General features: G+C 64.6%; 12 protein-coding genes and 1 pseudogene. 6 read left to right on the top strand and 7 right to left on the bottom strand.

Annotated features, from left to right (window positions below; all coding sequences use genetic code 11):
* Positions 1–98: 98 nt before the first annotated feature.
* From infB to rimP, 3 genes are all read right to left on the bottom strand, one after another.
* Positions 99–2939: a translation initiation factor IF-2 gene (gene infB / locus RMO12_RS12720; RefSeq protein ID WP_309639568.1), complete on the bottom strand. Its 2841-nt coding sequence runs from the start codon at positions 2937–2939 to the stop codon at positions 99–101.
* 70 nt (positions 2940–3009) lie between these two features.
* Complete coding sequence (nusA, locus tag RMO12_RS12715; protein ID WP_309639567.1) at positions 3010–4488, bottom strand: transcription termination factor NusA; 1479 nt, start codon at positions 4486–4488, stop codon at positions 3010–3012.
* Positions 4485–5030 carry a ribosome maturation factor RimP gene (gene rimP / locus RMO12_RS12710; protein WP_309626494.1) on the bottom strand — a complete coding sequence of 182 codons (546 nt, stop codon included), beginning with the start codon at positions 5028–5030 and terminating at the stop codon, positions 4485–4487. Before rimP ends, nusA begins: the two co-directional genes overlap by 4 nt.
* A gap of 244 nt (positions 5031–5274) precedes the next feature.
* Between rimP and fabI the strand changes: the two genes are divergently transcribed.
* A complete protein-coding gene (fabI, locus tag RMO12_RS12705) occupies positions 5275–6060 on the top strand; it encodes an enoyl-ACP reductase FabI (RefSeq protein ID WP_309626495.1) in 786 nt (261 codons plus the stop codon).
* Positions 6061–6159: 99 nt separating this feature from the next.
* Here the strand turns inward: fabI and RMO12_RS12700 are convergent, their stop codons facing one another.
* A complete protein-coding gene (locus RMO12_RS12700) occupies positions 6160–8421 on the bottom strand; it encodes an arginine/lysine/ornithine decarboxylase (RefSeq protein ID WP_309639566.1) in 2262 nt (753 codons plus the stop codon).
* Between the two features lie 125 nt (positions 8422–8546).
* Between RMO12_RS12700 and RMO12_RS12695 the strand changes: the two genes are divergently transcribed.
* The 3 genes from RMO12_RS12695 (at position 8547) to RMO12_RS12685 (ending at position 10925) form a co-directional block, all read left to right on the top strand.
* Positions 8547–8975: an NfeD family protein gene (locus RMO12_RS12695; protein ID WP_309639565.1), complete on the top strand. Its 429-nt coding sequence runs from the start codon at positions 8547–8549 to the stop codon at positions 8973–8975.
* 29 nt (positions 8976–9004) lie between these two features.
* Positions 9005–9922, top strand: coding sequence for a stomatin-like protein (locus RMO12_RS12690; RefSeq protein ID WP_309624353.1), 918 nt, complete (start codon positions 9005–9007; stop codon positions 9920–9922).
* Between the two features lie 190 nt (positions 9923–10112).
* Positions 10113–10925 (top strand): PhnD/SsuA/transferrin family substrate-binding protein, encoded by an 813-nt coding sequence (locus RMO12_RS12685; RefSeq protein ID WP_309639564.1) that lies wholly within the window; start codon positions 10113–10115, stop codon positions 10923–10925.
* A 36-nt stretch (positions 10926–10961) separates the two neighbouring features.
* Here the strand turns inward: RMO12_RS12685 and RMO12_RS12680 are convergent, their stop codons facing one another.
* Complete coding sequence (locus RMO12_RS12680) at positions 10962–11216, bottom strand: hypothetical protein (RefSeq protein ID WP_309639563.1); 255 nt, start codon at positions 11214–11216, stop codon at positions 10962–10964.
* A 287-nt stretch (positions 11217–11503) separates the two neighbouring features.
* Between RMO12_RS12680 and RMO12_RS12675 the strand changes: the two are divergent.
* Both RMO12_RS12675 and RMO12_RS12670 read left to right on the top strand, forming a co-directional pair.
* Positions 11504–11802, top strand: a pseudogene (locus RMO12_RS12675) (IS3 family transposase); the annotation flags it as partial.
* Positions 11803–11822: 20 nt separating this feature from the next.
* On the top strand, positions 11823–11963 hold the full coding sequence (locus RMO12_RS12670; RefSeq protein WP_309626111.1) for a hypothetical protein: 141 nt from the start codon (positions 11823–11825) through the stop codon (positions 11961–11963).
* Between the two features lie 607 nt (positions 11964–12570).
* Here the strand turns inward: RMO12_RS12670 and RMO12_RS12665 are convergent.
* Positions 12571–13749, bottom strand: a complete 1179-nt coding sequence (locus RMO12_RS12665) for a phosphoglycerate dehydrogenase (protein WP_309639562.1) — start codon at positions 13747–13749, stop codon at positions 12571–12573.
* Positions 13750–13760: 11 nt separating this feature from the next.
* Positions 13761–14840: a 3-phosphoserine/phosphohydroxythreonine transaminase gene (gene serC / locus RMO12_RS12660; RefSeq protein ID WP_309639561.1), complete on the bottom strand. Its 1080-nt coding sequence runs from the start codon at positions 14838–14840 to the stop codon at positions 13761–13763.
* Between the last annotated feature and the right edge of the window lie 30 nt (positions 14841–14870).

Genomic DNA, 14870 nt, shown 5'->3' with positions numbered 1-14870 from the left:
GTGTGCTCAGCAAGGACAAACCCCGCCGTCTCGCGAGGGCGGGGTTTGCGGTCGGGGCGAAGTCCGCCCGGGCCGCGGACACCGCGGCCCGCGTCAAATCAAAGCGTTCGAGCCACTTCCTTGATCTCGAAGACTTCCAGTTGGTCGCCTTCCTTGATCTCGTTGTAGTTCTTGAGCTTGATGCCGCACTCGAAGCCTTCCTTGACCTCGCGCACGTCGTCCTTCATACGCCGCACCGACTCGACCTCGCCGGTGTAGATCACCACGTTTTCGCGCAGCAGGCGGAAGCGCGCGCCACGGCGCACCACGCCCGAGGTAACCATCGAGCCGGCCACGGTGCCGATCTTGGAGGCCACGAACACGGTGCGAATCTCGGCCGTGCCGATGAGCTCTTCTTTTTGCTCCGGCGCCAGCATGCCGGTCATCGCCAACTTGATCTCGTCGACCGCGTCGTAAATGATGTTGTAGTAGCGCAGATTGACCTGGTTTCCCTCGGCCAGCTTGCGCGCACCCAGATCGGCACGCACGTTGAAACCGATGATGACCGCCTTGGAGGCGATGGCGAGGTTGACGTCGCTCTCGCTGATGCCACCGACGGCCGCATGCACGATCTGCACCTTGACCTCGGCCGTGCTGAGTTTGAGCAGCGACGAGGCGAGCGCCTCCTGCGAGCCCTGCACGTCGGCCTTGATGATGAGCGGCAAGGTCTGCACTTCGCCCTGGCCCATGTTCTCGAACATGTTCTCGAGCTTGGAAGCCTGCTGCTTTGAGAGTTTCACGTCGCGGTACTTGCCGGAGCGGAAGGTCGCGATCTCGCGCGCACGTCGCTCGTCGGAGAGCACCATGAACTCGTCGCCGGCTTGGGGAACGCCGGTGAGGCCCTGGATCTCGACCGGAATCGACGGTCCAGCCTCGGTGGACGCCTTGCCGTTCTCGTCCAGCATGGCGCGCACACGCCCGTAGGTGGAGCCGGCCAGCACGACGTCGCCGCGCTTCAAGGTGCCCGACTGCACCAGTACGGTGGCGACCGGGCCGCGACCCTTGTCGAGCTGCGCTTCGATCACCAAGCCCTTGGCGGGCGCGTTCTTCTGCGCTTTCAGTTCCAACACCTCGGCCTGCAGCAGCACTTGCTCAAGCAGGTTGTCGATGCCCTGGCCGGTCTTGGCCGAGACCTGCACGAAGGGCGAGTCACCGCCGAAATCTTCGGGCACCACCTGTTCGGCGACCAGCTCGCTGCGCACACGCTCGATGTTGCTGCCGGGCTTGTCGATCTTGTTGATCGCCACGATCAACGGCACGTTGGCCGCCTTGGCGTGGTGGATCGCCTCCTTGGTCTGCGGCATGACGCCGTCGTCGGCGGCCACCACCAGGATGACGAGGTCGGTCGCCTTGGCGCCGCGTGCACGCATCTGCGTGAACGCCTCGTGGCCCGGCGTGTCGAGGAAGGTGATCATGCCGCGCGGCGTCTGGACGTGATAGGCGCCGATGTGCTGCGTGATGCCGCCCGCTTCGCCAGCCGCCACGCGCGTGGTGCGAATGTAGTCAAGCAGCGAGGTCTTGCCGTGGTCGACGTGGCCCATCACGGTGACGACCGGCGCACGCGGCTCGGACGGCACATCGGTGATCGCCACGTCTTCTTCGAGGAAGGCGTCCGGATCGTCGAGCTTGGCGGTAAAGGCCTTGTGGCCCATCTCTTCCACCAGGATCATCGCGGTCTCCTGGTCGAGCTGCTGGTTGATGGTGACCATCTGACCGAGCTTCATCAACTGCTTGATGACCTCGGAAGCCTTGACCGACATCTTGTGCGCCAGGTCGGCTACGCTGATGGTCTCGGGCACATGCACCTCGTAGACCTGCGCCTCGGCCGGTGCGACATACGCCGACGCACCTTCGCCCCGGTCGCCGCCACGGCGCCCGCCACGCGGCGCCTTCCAGCCACCGCGACCGCCCGTGTCCGGCCGGCCGCGCAGCGCGGCGCGCTTCTTGGCGGCGTCATCGGCCCAGCTGGAGGAAAGCTTCTCGGACTTGACCGACTTCTTGTCGCCTGGCTTGGCCACTCCCGGTGCCGCTGCACCTGGCGCGCCAGGTTTGACGGTGGGCTTGTGGATCGTGCCTTTGATGCCTTCGGCCGGCTTGGGCTCTTCTTTCTTGGCGACCAGCACTTTCTTGGGCGCGTTCATCATCGCGCGAATGGCGGAGGCTTCGTCTTCGGCCGCCTTGCGGCGCTTGGCCAAGTCGGCAAGGCGTTGCTTCTCTTCGTTCTCGATGTCGGCCGCCTTAACCACGCGCAGCGCCGGCTTGGGTACCTCGACGGGTGCCGGTGGCACGGGCGGCGCGGCTTCTGCCGCCGCGGCGGCGTTCTTGGCGGCAGCCTTCTTCTTGGCAGGCGTCTCGACCGGCGCGGCAGCCGCCGCGGCCAGTGCCGAAGCCGCCTCCTCGGCGGCGGCCCGCTGGCGTGCTTCGGCGGCCTCGCGATCGGCCTGCTCTTGCGCTTCGCGCAGGCGACGCTTCTCGGCGATGTCTTCTTCCTGGCGGCGCAGCTGCTCGGCCTGACGGCTCGCTTCTTCTTCGCGCTTTTGAAGCTCGGCTTCATCGACCAACGGCGCGGGCGGTGCCGCCTCTTCGGCCGCTGGGATCTCGTCGCGCTTGACGAAGGTGCGCTTCTTGCGCACCTCCACCTGGATCGTGCGTGCCTTGCCGGAGGCGTCGGCTTGCTTGATCTCGGTGGTCGACTTCTTGGTCAGCGTGATCTTCTTGCGCTCGCCGCTGCCGGTGCCATGCGCGGTACGCAGGTAGTCGAGCAGCCGCTCCTTGTCGCCGTCGGTCAACGCGTCGTCCGTCGACGCCTTCTTGACGCCAGCGGAGTGCAGCTGCTCGAGCAGTGCCGTGGCCGGGCGGTTGAGCTCGGCAGCAAACTGTGCGACGGTGGTCACAGCCATTGTTGGGTGTCCTTGGTGTATCGGGGGCTAGCTCGGGTACAAGCGGTGCGCAGCGGTCGGTCGTGCCGACTCAAGCGTCGAACCAGTGTTCGCGCGCCTTCATGATGAGCAACTTGGCCTCTTCGTCGGCCATGCCGGTGAGTTCGGTCAGTTCATCCACGGCGAGGTCGGCGAAGTCGTCGCGCGTGTGCACGCCGCCTTCGGCCAACTTGGCAATCAGCGCCGCGTCCAGGCCGTCGAGGTCACGCAGGTCCTGCGAAACGCCTTCGAGCTTTTCTTCGCGAACGATCTCCATCGTCAGCAACGCGTCCTTGGCACGGGCGCGCAGCTCATGCACGGTGCCTTCGTCGAAGCTCTCCATCTCGAGCATCTCCTGAAGCGGCACGTAAGCCACCTCTTCGAGCGTCGTGAAGCCCTCGGCGATCAGGATGTCGGCGACCTCGGCGTCGACGTCTAGCTTGTCGACGAAGAGCTTGCGGATCGAGTCGGATTCGCCGGCCTGCTTCTCGGCGGACTCCTCGGCGCTCATGATGTTGATGCGCCAGCCCGTCAGCTCGGAGGCCAAGCGCACATTCTGGCCGCCGCGGCCGATGGCGATGGCGAGGTTTTCCTCGTCGACCACCACGTCCATGGCGTGTTTTTCTTCGTCGACCACGATCGACTGCACGTTCGCCGGCGCCAGCGCGCCAATCACGAACTGAGCCGGGTCGCTCGACCACAGTACGATGTCCACGCGCTCGCCGGCCAGTTCGTTCGTCACCGCGTTCACGCGCGAGCCGCGCACACCCACGCAGGTACCGATCGGGTCGACCCGCTTGTCGTGCGAGACCACGGCGATCTTGGCGCGCGAACCGGCGTCACGGGCGCAACTCTTGATTTCGAGCAGGCCCTGCTCGACCTCGGGCACCTCGTGGCGAAACAGCTCCATCATGAAACCAGGCGCACTGCGCGAGAGCATGATCTGCGGCCCGCGCTGCGTGGTGTCGACCTCGGTGATGTAGGCACGCACGCGGTCGCCAGTGCGCAGGTTTTCCTTGGCGATCAACTCGCTGCGCTTCAAGCGCCCTTCGACCCGGCCGCTCTCCACCACGAGGTCTCCCTTGTCGAGCCGCTTGACGGTGCCCACGAAGATCTTGTCACCACGCGACAAGAAATCGTTGAGCAACTGCTCACGCTCGGCGTCGCGGATTTTTTGCAGGATCACCTGTTTGGCGGCCTGGGCGCCGATGCGGCCGATGGAGACGGAATCGACCTGCTCCTCGATGTAATCGCCCTCTTCGATGTCGGCGATGTCTTCCTGCGCCTCGAACAGCAGCTTCTCGGAATCGGGCAACTGCAGGCCGGCCTCGTTGGGCACCACGTGCCAGCGTCGGAAGGTCTCGTACTGGCCGGTTTCGCGGTCCACGGCAACACGCATGTCGACCTCGCCGCCATGCAGCTTCTTGCTCGCCGAGGCGAGCGCAGCCTCGACCGCGCCGAACACCACTTCGCGTTCGACACTTTTCTCGCGTGCGATCGCATCCACCAGCATCAACAATTCGCGGTTCATTCTTCTTGACCTCCGGGTACTTCGGTCGCCGCCGCGGCTTGCGCTCGCCCCTTGCGACCCTTGAAATTCACCACCGGCACCAGCCGCGCTTCACGCACCTCATCGAGCGCAAAACCCATAACCTGGTCTTCCTTGCCGTCGTTGAAATGCAGCGCCCAGCCTTCACTGGCACCGCCGACAACCGCGCGCAGCACGCCCTGGTACCGCTTGCGCCCCTGGAACGGCAGCTTGAGAGTCAGGTCGATGCGCTCGCCTTCATAGCGAGCGTAATCAGCCTGCTTCTTGAGCGGCCGATCGAGCCCCGGCGACGACACCTCCAGCCGGCTGTAGTCCAGGCCATCGACTTCAAGCACATACTGCAACTGACGCGTCACCTTCTCGCAGTCCTCGACGGTAACGAACTCACTTTCGCCGGTGTCGTAGGCCTGCCCGGACACACGGTCAATAAACACGCGCAGCAAGCCCTGCGAGCCGCGCTCGCACTCGATCAACTCGTAGCCGAATCCGGTCACGGTTTTTTCGACACTCAACTGCCAATTCATCGAAATTCTTACTGACGGGCAAACCGCTCGTGCTTGGCTCGTGCGGGTTTTCATGGCGCTCGCTCCCAAAAGCGATCGCCCAAAAAAAATGGGCTGGAATATCCCGCCCAATCTATGGCCTAGCGAAAGATGGGATTGTAGCTTGAGCGCCCCTTACCGGCAAGCTCATGGAGTGTCAAGAGCCCCTCGGGGCGACGTTCGCGTGCCAAAATTTCGGGCTTTAAACACCCTGGACGGAACCACCATGGGCTTTCTTGCCGGCAAGCGCCTGCTAATCACTGGAGTGCTCTCCAACCGCTCGATCGCCTATGGCATTGCCCGCGCCTGCCGCCGCGAAGGCGCGGAGCTGGCCTTCAGCTACGTCGGCGAGCGCTTCAAGGAACGCACGCGTGATTTCGCCAAGGAATTCAACTCCGGGCTGACGTTCGATTGCGACGTCGCACGGGACGACCAGATCGAAGCGATGTTCAGCGACCTCGGCGAGGCGTGGCCGAGTTTCGACGGCTTCGTCCATTCGATCGGTTTCGCGCCTCGCGAAGCCATCGCCGGCGACTTCCTCGAGGGCCTTTCGCGCGAAGGCTTTCGCATCGCGCATGACATCTCCGCCTACAGCTTCGCGGCTCTGGCCAAGGCCGCCGCCCCGCGCCTTAGCAACAAGGCGGCGCTGCTCACCCTGACTTACCTGGGCTCGGAGCGGGTGGTTCCCAACTACAACACCATGGGCCTGGCCAAGGCCTCGCTGGAAGCCAGCGTGCGTTACCTGGCCGCCAGTCTCGGGCCCCGCGGCGCGCGCGTGAACGGCATCTCGGCCGGCCCGATCAAGACGCTCGCCGCCTCCGGCATCAAGGGTTTCGGCAAGATTCTCGACGTGGTCGCGCACAACGCGCCGCTGCGTCGCAACGTCACGATCGATGACGTGGGCAACGTGGCCGCCTTCCTGCTCAGCGATCTGGCAGCCGGTGTCACGGCTGAAATCACTTACGTGGATGGTGGCTTCAGCCGCGTGGCCAGCGGCATGGCAGAAACCTGAGGTTCAAGTCCGCGGCTGACGCGGAAGTTTGCGCCGGCCGGCTTCGCCACAGCCCCGACCGTCGCCTGTCCAGCCGCCCTCACCGGCGTCGAGCAGCCCTTACTGTCTGATGCAGTCGACGTAGTAACGGTTCTCGCCGTTCTCGGCCTCCTGTTCGACCAGGCCATGCACGTCGGTGTCGAAGCCGGGGAAGCGTTTATTGAACTCGTGCGTGAAGCGCAAGTAGTCGACGATCTTGCGGTTGAAGCGCTCACCCGGAATGAGCAGCGGAATACCCGGCGGATACGGCGTGAGCAACGAGGTCGTGATGCGCCCTTCAAGGGCCTCGATCGCTACCCGCTCGGTCTTTCGGTGCGCAATGTGCGCATAGGCCTCGCTCGGCTTCATCGCTGGCTGCAGGTCCGACAAATACATATCAGTCGTGAGCCGCGCGATGTCACCCTTGACGTAGGCCTCGTGGATGCTCTGCGCCAGGTCGCGCAGGCCCATGCGTTCATAGCGCGGCTGCGAAGCAATGAATTTAGGCAGGATCCGCCACAGAGGCGCATTGCGGTCGTAGTCATCCTTGAATTGCTGCAACGCCGTGAGCAGCGTGTTCCAGCGGCCTTTGGTGATGCCGATGGTGAACATGATGAAGAACGAGTACAGACCGGTCTTCTCCACGATCACGCCGTGCTCGGCCAGGAACTTGGTAACCATCGAGGCCGGGATGCCGGTCTTGGCGAACTTGCCGGCCACGTCGAGCCCCGGCGTCACGATGGTCGACTTGATCGGGTCGAGCATGTTGAAGCTCTCGGCCAGCGGGCCGAAGCCGTGCCACTTGGCATCGGCCTTGATCATCCAGTCTTCGGGACGCCCGATGCCATCTTCGGTGAGCCGGTCGGGACCCCAGACCTTGAACCACCAGTCCTTGCCGAATTCCTTGTCGACCTTGCGCATGGCGCGCCGGAAGTCGAGTGCTTCGCTGATGCTTTCCTCGACCAGTGCCGTGCCGCCGGGCTCCTCCATCATGGCCGCTGCCACGTCGCAGCTCGCGATGATCGCGTACTGCGGCGAGGTCGAGGTGTGCATCAGGTATGCCTCGTTGAACAGGTGCGTGTCGAGCTGTCGGTTCTGCGAGTCCTGCACGAGCACCTGCGAGGCTTGGCTCAGACCGGCGAGCAGTTTGTGCGTCGACTGCGTGGCGTAGACCATCGCCTCCTTCGGTCGCGTGCGGTACTTGCCCATGGCGTGATAGTCGCCGTAGAAGCGGTGGAAGGCCGCATGCGGAAGCCAGGCTTCGTCGAAATGCAGGTTGTCGATCCAGCCGTCGAGCATGCCCTTGATCGTCTCGGTGTTGTAGAGCACGCCGTCGTAGGTGCTCTGCGTGATGGTCAAGATGCGTGGCCTGGCGGTGGCAGGGTCGACGTGTTTGAGCAGCGGATTGGCGGCGATCTTGCGGCGGATCGTCTCGGGCTCGAACTCGCTCATGGGAATGGGCCCGATGATGCCGAGGTGGTTGCGCGTGGGCGTCAGGAACACCGGCACCGCGCCGGTCATGATGATCGCGTGCAGGATCGACTTGTGGCAGTTGCGGTCCACCACCACCACGTCGTCGGGCGCCACCGTGTGGTGCCAGACCATCTTGTTGCTGGTGCTGGTGCCATTGGTGACGAAGAAGCAGTGGTCGGCGTTGAAGATGCGTGCGGCGTTGCGCTCGCTTTGCGCCACCGGGCCGGTGTGGTCGAGCAACTGGCCGAGTTCGTCGACCGAGTTGCAGACGTCCGCGCGCAGCATGTTCTCGCCGAAGAACTGGTGGAACATCTGGCCGACCGGGCTCTTCAGGAAGGCGACGCCGCCCGAATGCCCGGGGCAGTGCCAGGAGTAGGAGCCATCTTGCGCATAGTCGACCAGCGCCTTGAAGAACGGCGGTGCCAGCCCGTCGAGGTAGCTCTTGGCCTCCCGGATGATGTGGCGCGCCACGAACTCCGGCGTGTCCTCGAACATGTGGATAAAGCCATGCAGCTCGCGCAGCACGTCGTTGGGCAGGTGCTGCGAGGTGCGCGTCTCGCCGTAAAGGTAAATCGGAATCTCGAGGTTCTTGCGCCGGATCTCGCGGATGAACTGGCGCAAGTTCACGACCGCCGGCGCCAGCTCGGGTCCTTCATGGACGAACTCGTTGTCGTCGATCGACAGGATGAAGGCGCTCGCCCGGCTTTGCTGCTGCGCGAACTGGCTCAGATCGCCGTAGCTGGTGACCCCCAGCACTTCGAAGCCCTCTTTGACGATTGCGTCGGCCAGCGCGCGGATGCCAAGACCCGACGTGTTCTCGGAGCGGAAGTCCTCGTCGATGATGACGATCGGGAAGCGAAAACGCAGCATCGAAGCGGCTCCGGGGAACGCGAGAAAGCGCGAAGTGTAGGACGTATCGACGCTGCGGCTTGCCCCCGAAGAAGCACGCAATTCGCGGCGTACACTGCCGCGCAAGACGTGGCCGGAGAGCCCTTATGGACTGGAATTCCGCCACATGGTGGTGGATCGCCGCTGGCGCCCTGGTTGCCATTGAAATGGCAACCGGCACTTTCTACCTGTTGGTGCTGGCGCTCGGTGCGGTCGCCGCCGCGCTGGCCGCTCACGCATCGATGGGCACGAGCGCACAACTCGTGGTTGCAGCATTGGTGGGCGGTGGCGCCGTCGCCGCTTGGCACCTGCGTCGCCAACATGCGCCGGCCGCGGAGCCGGCCGGCTCCAACCGCGACGTCAACCTCGACATCGGCGAGCGTGTCCATGTCGGCAGCTGGCAAAGCGACGGCTCCGCGCGGGTCGACTACCGCGGCGCGCAGTGGAGTGCGCGCTATGCCGGCGACGGCTCGCCCGAACCCGGCGAGCACGTGATTCGTGCCATTGACGGCAGCCGACTCCTGCTCGGCCGCTGATTCCCTTGCTAGCTTTCTACAGAAGTCCCATGGAAATCATCGCCATCGTCCTGGTCGTCATCGCCTTCGTGTTCATCGTGCGCTCGATCAAGGTCGTGCCGCAGCAGCACGCCTTGGTTGTGGAGCGACTGGGCAAGTACCACGCAACGCTCGTTCCGGGGCTCAACTTCCTGGTGCCCTTCGTCGACCGGCTTGCCTACCGGCACTCGCTCAAGGAAATACCGCTCGACGTGCCGAGCCAAGTCTGCATCACGCGGGACAACACCCAGCTCACCGTCGACGGCATCCTGTATTTCCAGGTCACCGACCCGATGCGTGCCAGCTACGGCGCCTCCAACTACATCGTCGCGATAACCCAGCTCGCGCAGACCACCTTGCGCAGCGTAATCGGCAAGATGGAGTTGGACAAGACCTTCGAGGAACGCACGTTGATCAACACGGCAGTGGTGAACGCGCTTGACGAGGCCGCGCTCAACTGGGGCGTCAAGGTGTTGCGCTATGAGATCAAGGACCTGACGCCGCCAGCGGCAATCCTGCATGCGATGCAGGCGCAGATCACCGCAGAGCGCGAGAAGCGCGCGCTGATCGCCGCCAGCGAGGGCCGGCGCCAGGAACAGATCAACATCGCCACCGGCGAGCGCGAGGCCCTCATCGCGCGCTCTGAAGGCGAAAAGCAGGCCGAGATCAACAAGGCCCAAGGCGAAGCAGCCGCCATCACCACGGTGGCCGACGCGACGTCGGACGCCATCCGCAAGATCGCCGCGGCCATCCGCGAGCCGGGCGGCGACCAGGCGGTTCAACTCAAGGTCGCGGAGCGCGCCGTCGACGCCTTCGCGCAACTCGCACAGAAGAACAACACCATGATCGTGCCCGGCAACATGAGCGAGGTCTCTGCCCTGATCGGCACCGCCATGACGCTGTTCAAGGCGGCGACGCCCTTGCGCTGAGCCCGGTCGCTGACGCGCGTGAAGCGCTCGACACCGCGCTGCACCTCATCGACAACACTTTTCGCTGATTGCAGCCCGGATCGTGAATCCGTTTGCGCAGCGAACGCCTCTATGCAAGTTCAGCGCGCGTCGCTCCGTACACTACCCGAGGCTCGCCATTCAGGCCGAGTTCAACGCGTTGGGAGCCAACATGAAAACCACGATCCTGCGCGCCCTGTGTGCCGCAGTACTGCTCGGTGCTTCGTCGTCGCATGCGCTGGTCTTTGCCATCAACGAAGGCGTCACCTACCGCGTGCCGGCCGACGAGATTCGCGGCAAGTACGCTGCGATCGCCGCCGATCTCTCCAAGCTCCTTCGCCAGCCGGTACAGATCGAGCCCATCGGCGATTACCCGAGCTTGCGTCAGGGCCTGTCCGACAAGGCCTACGACCTCGCCATGGTGCATCCCGCGCACCTGTCGATCGAGGCGATAAAGAAGTCGGGCTACAAGCTCGTCGCCGTCACCAAGGGCTTCCAGGGGTACGCGGCCAGCTTCATGGTCAAGGCCGATTCGCCGCTCAAATCTCTGTCCGACCTCAAGGGCCTGCACCTCGGCGCGCCCGATGAAGACTCAATCACCTCATGGATGGTGCGTGCGACGCTGCGTGACGCACTGGGTGATCCAAAGCAAGTGAAGTACACCTACACCCGCTACCAGGACGCGGTGCCCTTCTTCGTCGAGAACAACCTGACGAATGCCGGCGCTTCCGCGTCGTCCGCCGTCGTGAAGGACTGGCAAGCCAAAGGCGGCAAAGTGATCGGCAAGTCAAAAGCAGTACCGATCAAGCACGTGATCGCCAGCCCGAACCTTGCACCCGATCAAGTGGAGCAGGTGCGCGACTATCTACTTTCGCTTGACGGCTCCGAGGACGGCAAGAAGAAGCTCGCACCGACCAAATACCAGGGCTTCGAGCGCTACGACGAAGCCGCGATGCTGGCCCTGGGCGCTTGGCTCGGGCTCTGACCGCACCGCTTGCGCCGCGCCGGCCAAGCTTGCAGTTCAGGCGACCGACGCTCCGCGCAGGCGGATCACTTGGTGCCCGACGTCCATTGCATGCGCCAAGGCCGCAGTGGACCCGTCGAAGCGATGACCTCCAGAGAGGCAGTCGTTGCTGAACACGACTTCGGGCAGGAGCTCGGATTCGCCGCGCACGCGATGTACCTCTACTGCCGCGGTGTGGCCACCTCCCCGCGCTTCAAACGTGCCGGCGTAAATGCGGAAATCGCCGACGTCACGCTGCTGCAAGCTTGTCATGATCGCTCCTTCGCCGTCCTTCTTTCGTGACGACAGCTTCGATCAATTCGACGCTTCGCGGTACCCCTCAGAGAAGCTCCCCCCAAATCGGTGGGACACGGTAGACAGCGACTTCTTTGGCGCCGAATCTTGGGCAACCTGCAACGACTAGCCGGCCACCGGTCGGTCGACCCCGAATGCCAGTAACGTTCAGCGTCCGGTGGCCGGGCGTTGCTCCTGCGCTGCGGCACTGCGACGGCATTCCTGTCGAGCACGCGCGCTGCTGAGCGCTTCGCAGCGCCTCTGCGAACGCGAACCAGGCCGACGTCTCGGTGCACACGATGTGCTGCGTGCTCAAGGTCTCTGCCAGCGGCTACTACGCGTGGCGCGATCGAGCGCCATCGCGGCGGGCGATCGACAACGCCGTGCTCGTCGAGCGCATCCGCGCGGTCCATGCCCAGTCGGATGCGACCTACGGCATGCCGTGCGTGCGCGCCGAGCTGATCGATCAAGGTGTGGCCGTCAGCCGCCAGCGCGTGGCCCGGCTGATGCGTGAGACGCCATCTGCGGCATCAGCCGGCGCCGCGCCTTCATCGTGACCACGCGCTCGAAAAGCAACCGTATGTCGTGGCGTTCACTGCCAACGTGATGGTCGAAGACCATGTGGCGTGCCGCGAGGCCGGAATGAACGCCTTCATCGGCAAGCCGGTGCGACCGTCGGACCTCGAGGGGTGCTTGGCCGAGTTTGCTCGGGCCATGCCAGGTTGACGTGCGAGCGGCCTTTGGATTCGGGCGGATTGCGGTAGAGACGGTACCCAGAAGACGCAGAGTCGTTCAAGGGTTGGTCATCGAAGAACTTGGCTCGCAGCGCCCTTGGGCGCCGTGATGTCGAAAAGTTCGCGGGATGTCAAAGGTCGTCATGAGACGCCAAGAAACGAAAAAGCCCCGGCTGACGAGGCTTTAGCGTGATTTCTGCGTCTTGGTGAGACGCCTTGAGACCGTCCCCTGGCGGGAGAGCGTCGTCCGAATGATCAGCGGAAACGCGCGTCGATGCTGGCTTCCAGCAGTCTCATTTGCGGTGGATACCGCTAGTTCTACCCCCATCCGGCCGAATTGCTCAGAGGGTGCGCCAAGGGCCGTCATGGCATGCTGTTCAAACTTGCTCTCACAGGCACAAATGCGCTCGGGGACTTCGCGGCGCCGCCATCCGCTCGCTGCGCGAAGACGGCCTGCCGCTGGACCGCGCGATCCACGAGGCAAAGTCTGACACCGCAAGCGATCGGAGCGGCGCTCGACTCGAGATCCGGCGCCTGATTACCGTATCGGCCGTGCCGGCCATGAAACCCGCCCAGGTGGGCAACCGGACGAACCGATGTCAGTGCCCGTGCGCCGGAATCGCCCGCACCGTCAGCACGCCGCCGATCGAGGCGATCGCGTCGACGACATGGCGCTCGACCGGACTGTCGACGTCGACCAGCGTGTAGGCCATCTCGCCGCGCGACTTGTTGACCATGTTGTGGATGTTCAGGCCGGCCTGCGCCATCGCGGTCGAGATCTGGCCGAGCATGTTCGGCACGTTGGCGTTCGCGATGGCGACGCGGTGCGCCGACTCGCGAGGCATCTCGACACTCGGGAAGTTCACCGCGTTGGCGATGCTGCCGTGCTCGAGGTACTCGCGCAGTTGATCGACCACCATCACGGCGCTGTTCTCTTCGGCCTCGGCGGTCGATGCGCCGAGGTGCGGTAGCGCGATGGCGCCGCGCTCGTGCAGCAGCGCAGGTGAGGGAAAGTCGCACATGTAGCTCTTCAACCGCCCGGCGCGCAGCGCGGCGACTACGGCCGCCTCGTCGACGATCGCGTCGCGCGCGAAATTGAGTAGCACCGCGCCGGGCTTCATCGCCTGCAGCCGCTCGGCGTTCAGCAGGCCGCGCGTGGCCGTCAGCAACGGCAGGTGCAGGCTGACGAAGTCGGATGCCTTCAGCACCTCCTCGATGCTGTGCGCCTTGCGTACGCTCGAAGGCAGGCGCCACGCCGAGTCGACGGTGATCTCGGGGTCGAAACCGAGCACTTTCATGCCGAGCTTCAGGGCCGTCTCGGCGACCAGCGATCCGATCGCACCCAGGCCGACGATGCCCAGCGTGTGCTGCGGCAACTCGAAACCGGCGAACTGCTTCTTGCCCTCTTCGACGCGGGCCTCGAAATCGGCCGCCTCGGCCGGCAGCGACTCGACGAAGCGCAGCGCCGGCACCAGGTTGCGCGCGCTCATCAGCAGCGCGGCGAGCACCAGCTCCTTGACGGCATTGGCGTTCGCGCCCGGCGCGTTGAACACCGGCACGCCGCGCGCAGACAGCGCCGCCACCGGGATGTTGTTGGTGCCGGCGCCGGCGCGGCCGACCGCTTTGACGCTGGGCGCGAAGGCCATCCCATGCAGGTCGTGCGAGCGCAGCAGGATCGCGTCGGGGCGCTCGACGTGCTTGCCGACCGTGAACCGATCGTGCGGAAAGCGCGCGAGGCCGCGCGCCGAGATGTTATTGAAGGTCAGGACGTTGTACATGGCATCCCGCATCAACCGTTGCTGCGTTCGAAATCGCGCATGTAATCGACCAGCGCATGCACGCCTTCGACCGGCATGGCGTTGTAGATCGACGCGCGCATGCCGCCGACCGAGCGGTGGCCCTTGAGCTGCACCATGCCGCGCGCTTCGGCTCCCTTCAGGAAGGCGGCGTCGAGCTTGTCGTCGTGCAGCTTGAAGGGCACGTTCATGCGCGAGCGATCGGCGCGCTCGACCGGATTGACGTAGAAGTCGCTCGCGTCGATGTAGTCGTAGAGCAAGGCCGCCTTCATAATATTGCGCCGCTCGATCTCGGCCAGCCCGCCCTGCTCGAGCAGCCACTGGAACACCAGGCCAGCGATATAGATCGAGTAGGTCGGCGGCGTGTTCAGCATCGAGTCGTTCTCGGCCTGCAGTTGCCAGTCGAAGGCCGAGGGGGTGATCGGCAGCGCGCGGCCGAACAGCGCTTTGCGCACGATCACCATCGTCAACCCGGCCGGGCCCGCGTTCTTCTGCGCGCCGGCATAGATGACGCCGTACTTGCGCACATCGACCGGCTTTGAGAGCAGGTGCGAGGACATGTCGGCAACCAGCGGCACATCGCCGGTAGAGGGTGTCCAGTGGTACTCGACGCCGCCGATCGTCTCGTTGGTGCAGACGTGCACGTAGGCCGCGCCCGGCGATAGTTGCCACGACTCCTGCGGCGGCACGTAGCTGTAGCCGCGATCGGCGGCGCTGGCCACGACATGCACCTCGCAGTAGCGCTTGGCCTCGTTGATCGATTTCTTCGACCATTCGCCGGTATCGACGTAGTCAGCCACGCGCATCGAGCCCAGCAGGTTCATCGGCACGATCGCGTTCTCGGCGATGGCGCCGCCCTGCAGGAACAGTACGGCGTAGTCATCGGGGATGTAGAGCAGCTTGCGCAGGTCGCTTTCGGCCTGCGCGGCGATCGAGATGAACTCCTTGCCGCGGTGGCTCATCTCCATCACCGACATGCCGCTGCCGCGCCAGTCGAGCATCTCGGCCGCGGCCCGGCGGAGTACGGGTTCGGGCAGCACGGCGGGGCCGGCGCTGAAATTGAGGGTGCGCATAGTGGGGACGGTCCGCAAGTGTCAAACCGC

Origin of the sequence: Methylibium sp. (genome assembly GCF_031393925.1) — a bacterium.
Taxonomy (GTDB): Bacteria; Pseudomonadota; Gammaproteobacteria; order Burkholderiales; family Burkholderiaceae_C; genus Methylibium.
Note: the sequence above shows the minus strand (reverse complement) of the source record. Positions and strands in the feature narration are given on the sequence as shown.

Excerpts from the sequence above, each read along its gene's own strand:
- RMO12_RS12695 (WP_309639565.1), top strand. The coding sequence starts at position 8,547 with ATGGACTGGAATTCCGCCACATGGTGGTGGATCGCCGCTGGCGCCCTG.
- rimP (WP_309626494.1), bottom strand. The coding sequence starts at position 5,030 with ATGAATTGGCAGTTGAGTGTCGAAAAAACCGTGACCGGATTCGGCTAC.
- infB (WP_309639568.1), bottom strand. The coding sequence starts at position 2,939 with ATGGCTGTGACCACCGTCGCACAGTTTGCTGCCGAGCTCAACCGCCCG.
- serC (WP_309639561.1), bottom strand. The coding sequence starts at position 14,840 with ATGCGCACCCTCAATTTCAGCGCCGGCCCCGCCGTGCTGCCCGAACCC.
- RMO12_RS12665 (WP_309639562.1), bottom strand. The coding sequence starts at position 13,749 with ATGTACAACGTCCTGACCTTCAATAACATCTCGGCGCGCGGCCTCGCG.
- RMO12_RS12685 (WP_309639564.1), top strand. The coding sequence starts at position 10,113 with ATGAAAACCACGATCCTGCGCGCCCTGTGTGCCGCAGTACTGCTCGGT.
- nusA (WP_309639567.1), bottom strand. The coding sequence starts at position 4,488 with ATGAACCGCGAATTGTTGATGCTGGTGGATGCGATCGCACGCGAGAAA.
- fabI (WP_309626495.1), top strand. The coding sequence starts at position 5,275 with ATGGGCTTTCTTGCCGGCAAGCGCCTGCTAATCACTGGAGTGCTCTCC.
- RMO12_RS12700 (WP_309639566.1), bottom strand. The coding sequence starts at position 8,421 with ATGCTGCGTTTTCGCTTCCCGATCGTCATCATCGACGAGGACTTCCGC.
- RMO12_RS12680 (WP_309639563.1), bottom strand. The coding sequence starts at position 11,216 with ATGACAAGCTTGCAGCAGCGTGACGTCGGCGATTTCCGCATTTACGCC.
- RMO12_RS12690 (WP_309624353.1), top strand. The coding sequence starts at position 9,005 with ATGGAAATCATCGCCATCGTCCTGGTCGTCATCGCCTTCGTGTTCATC.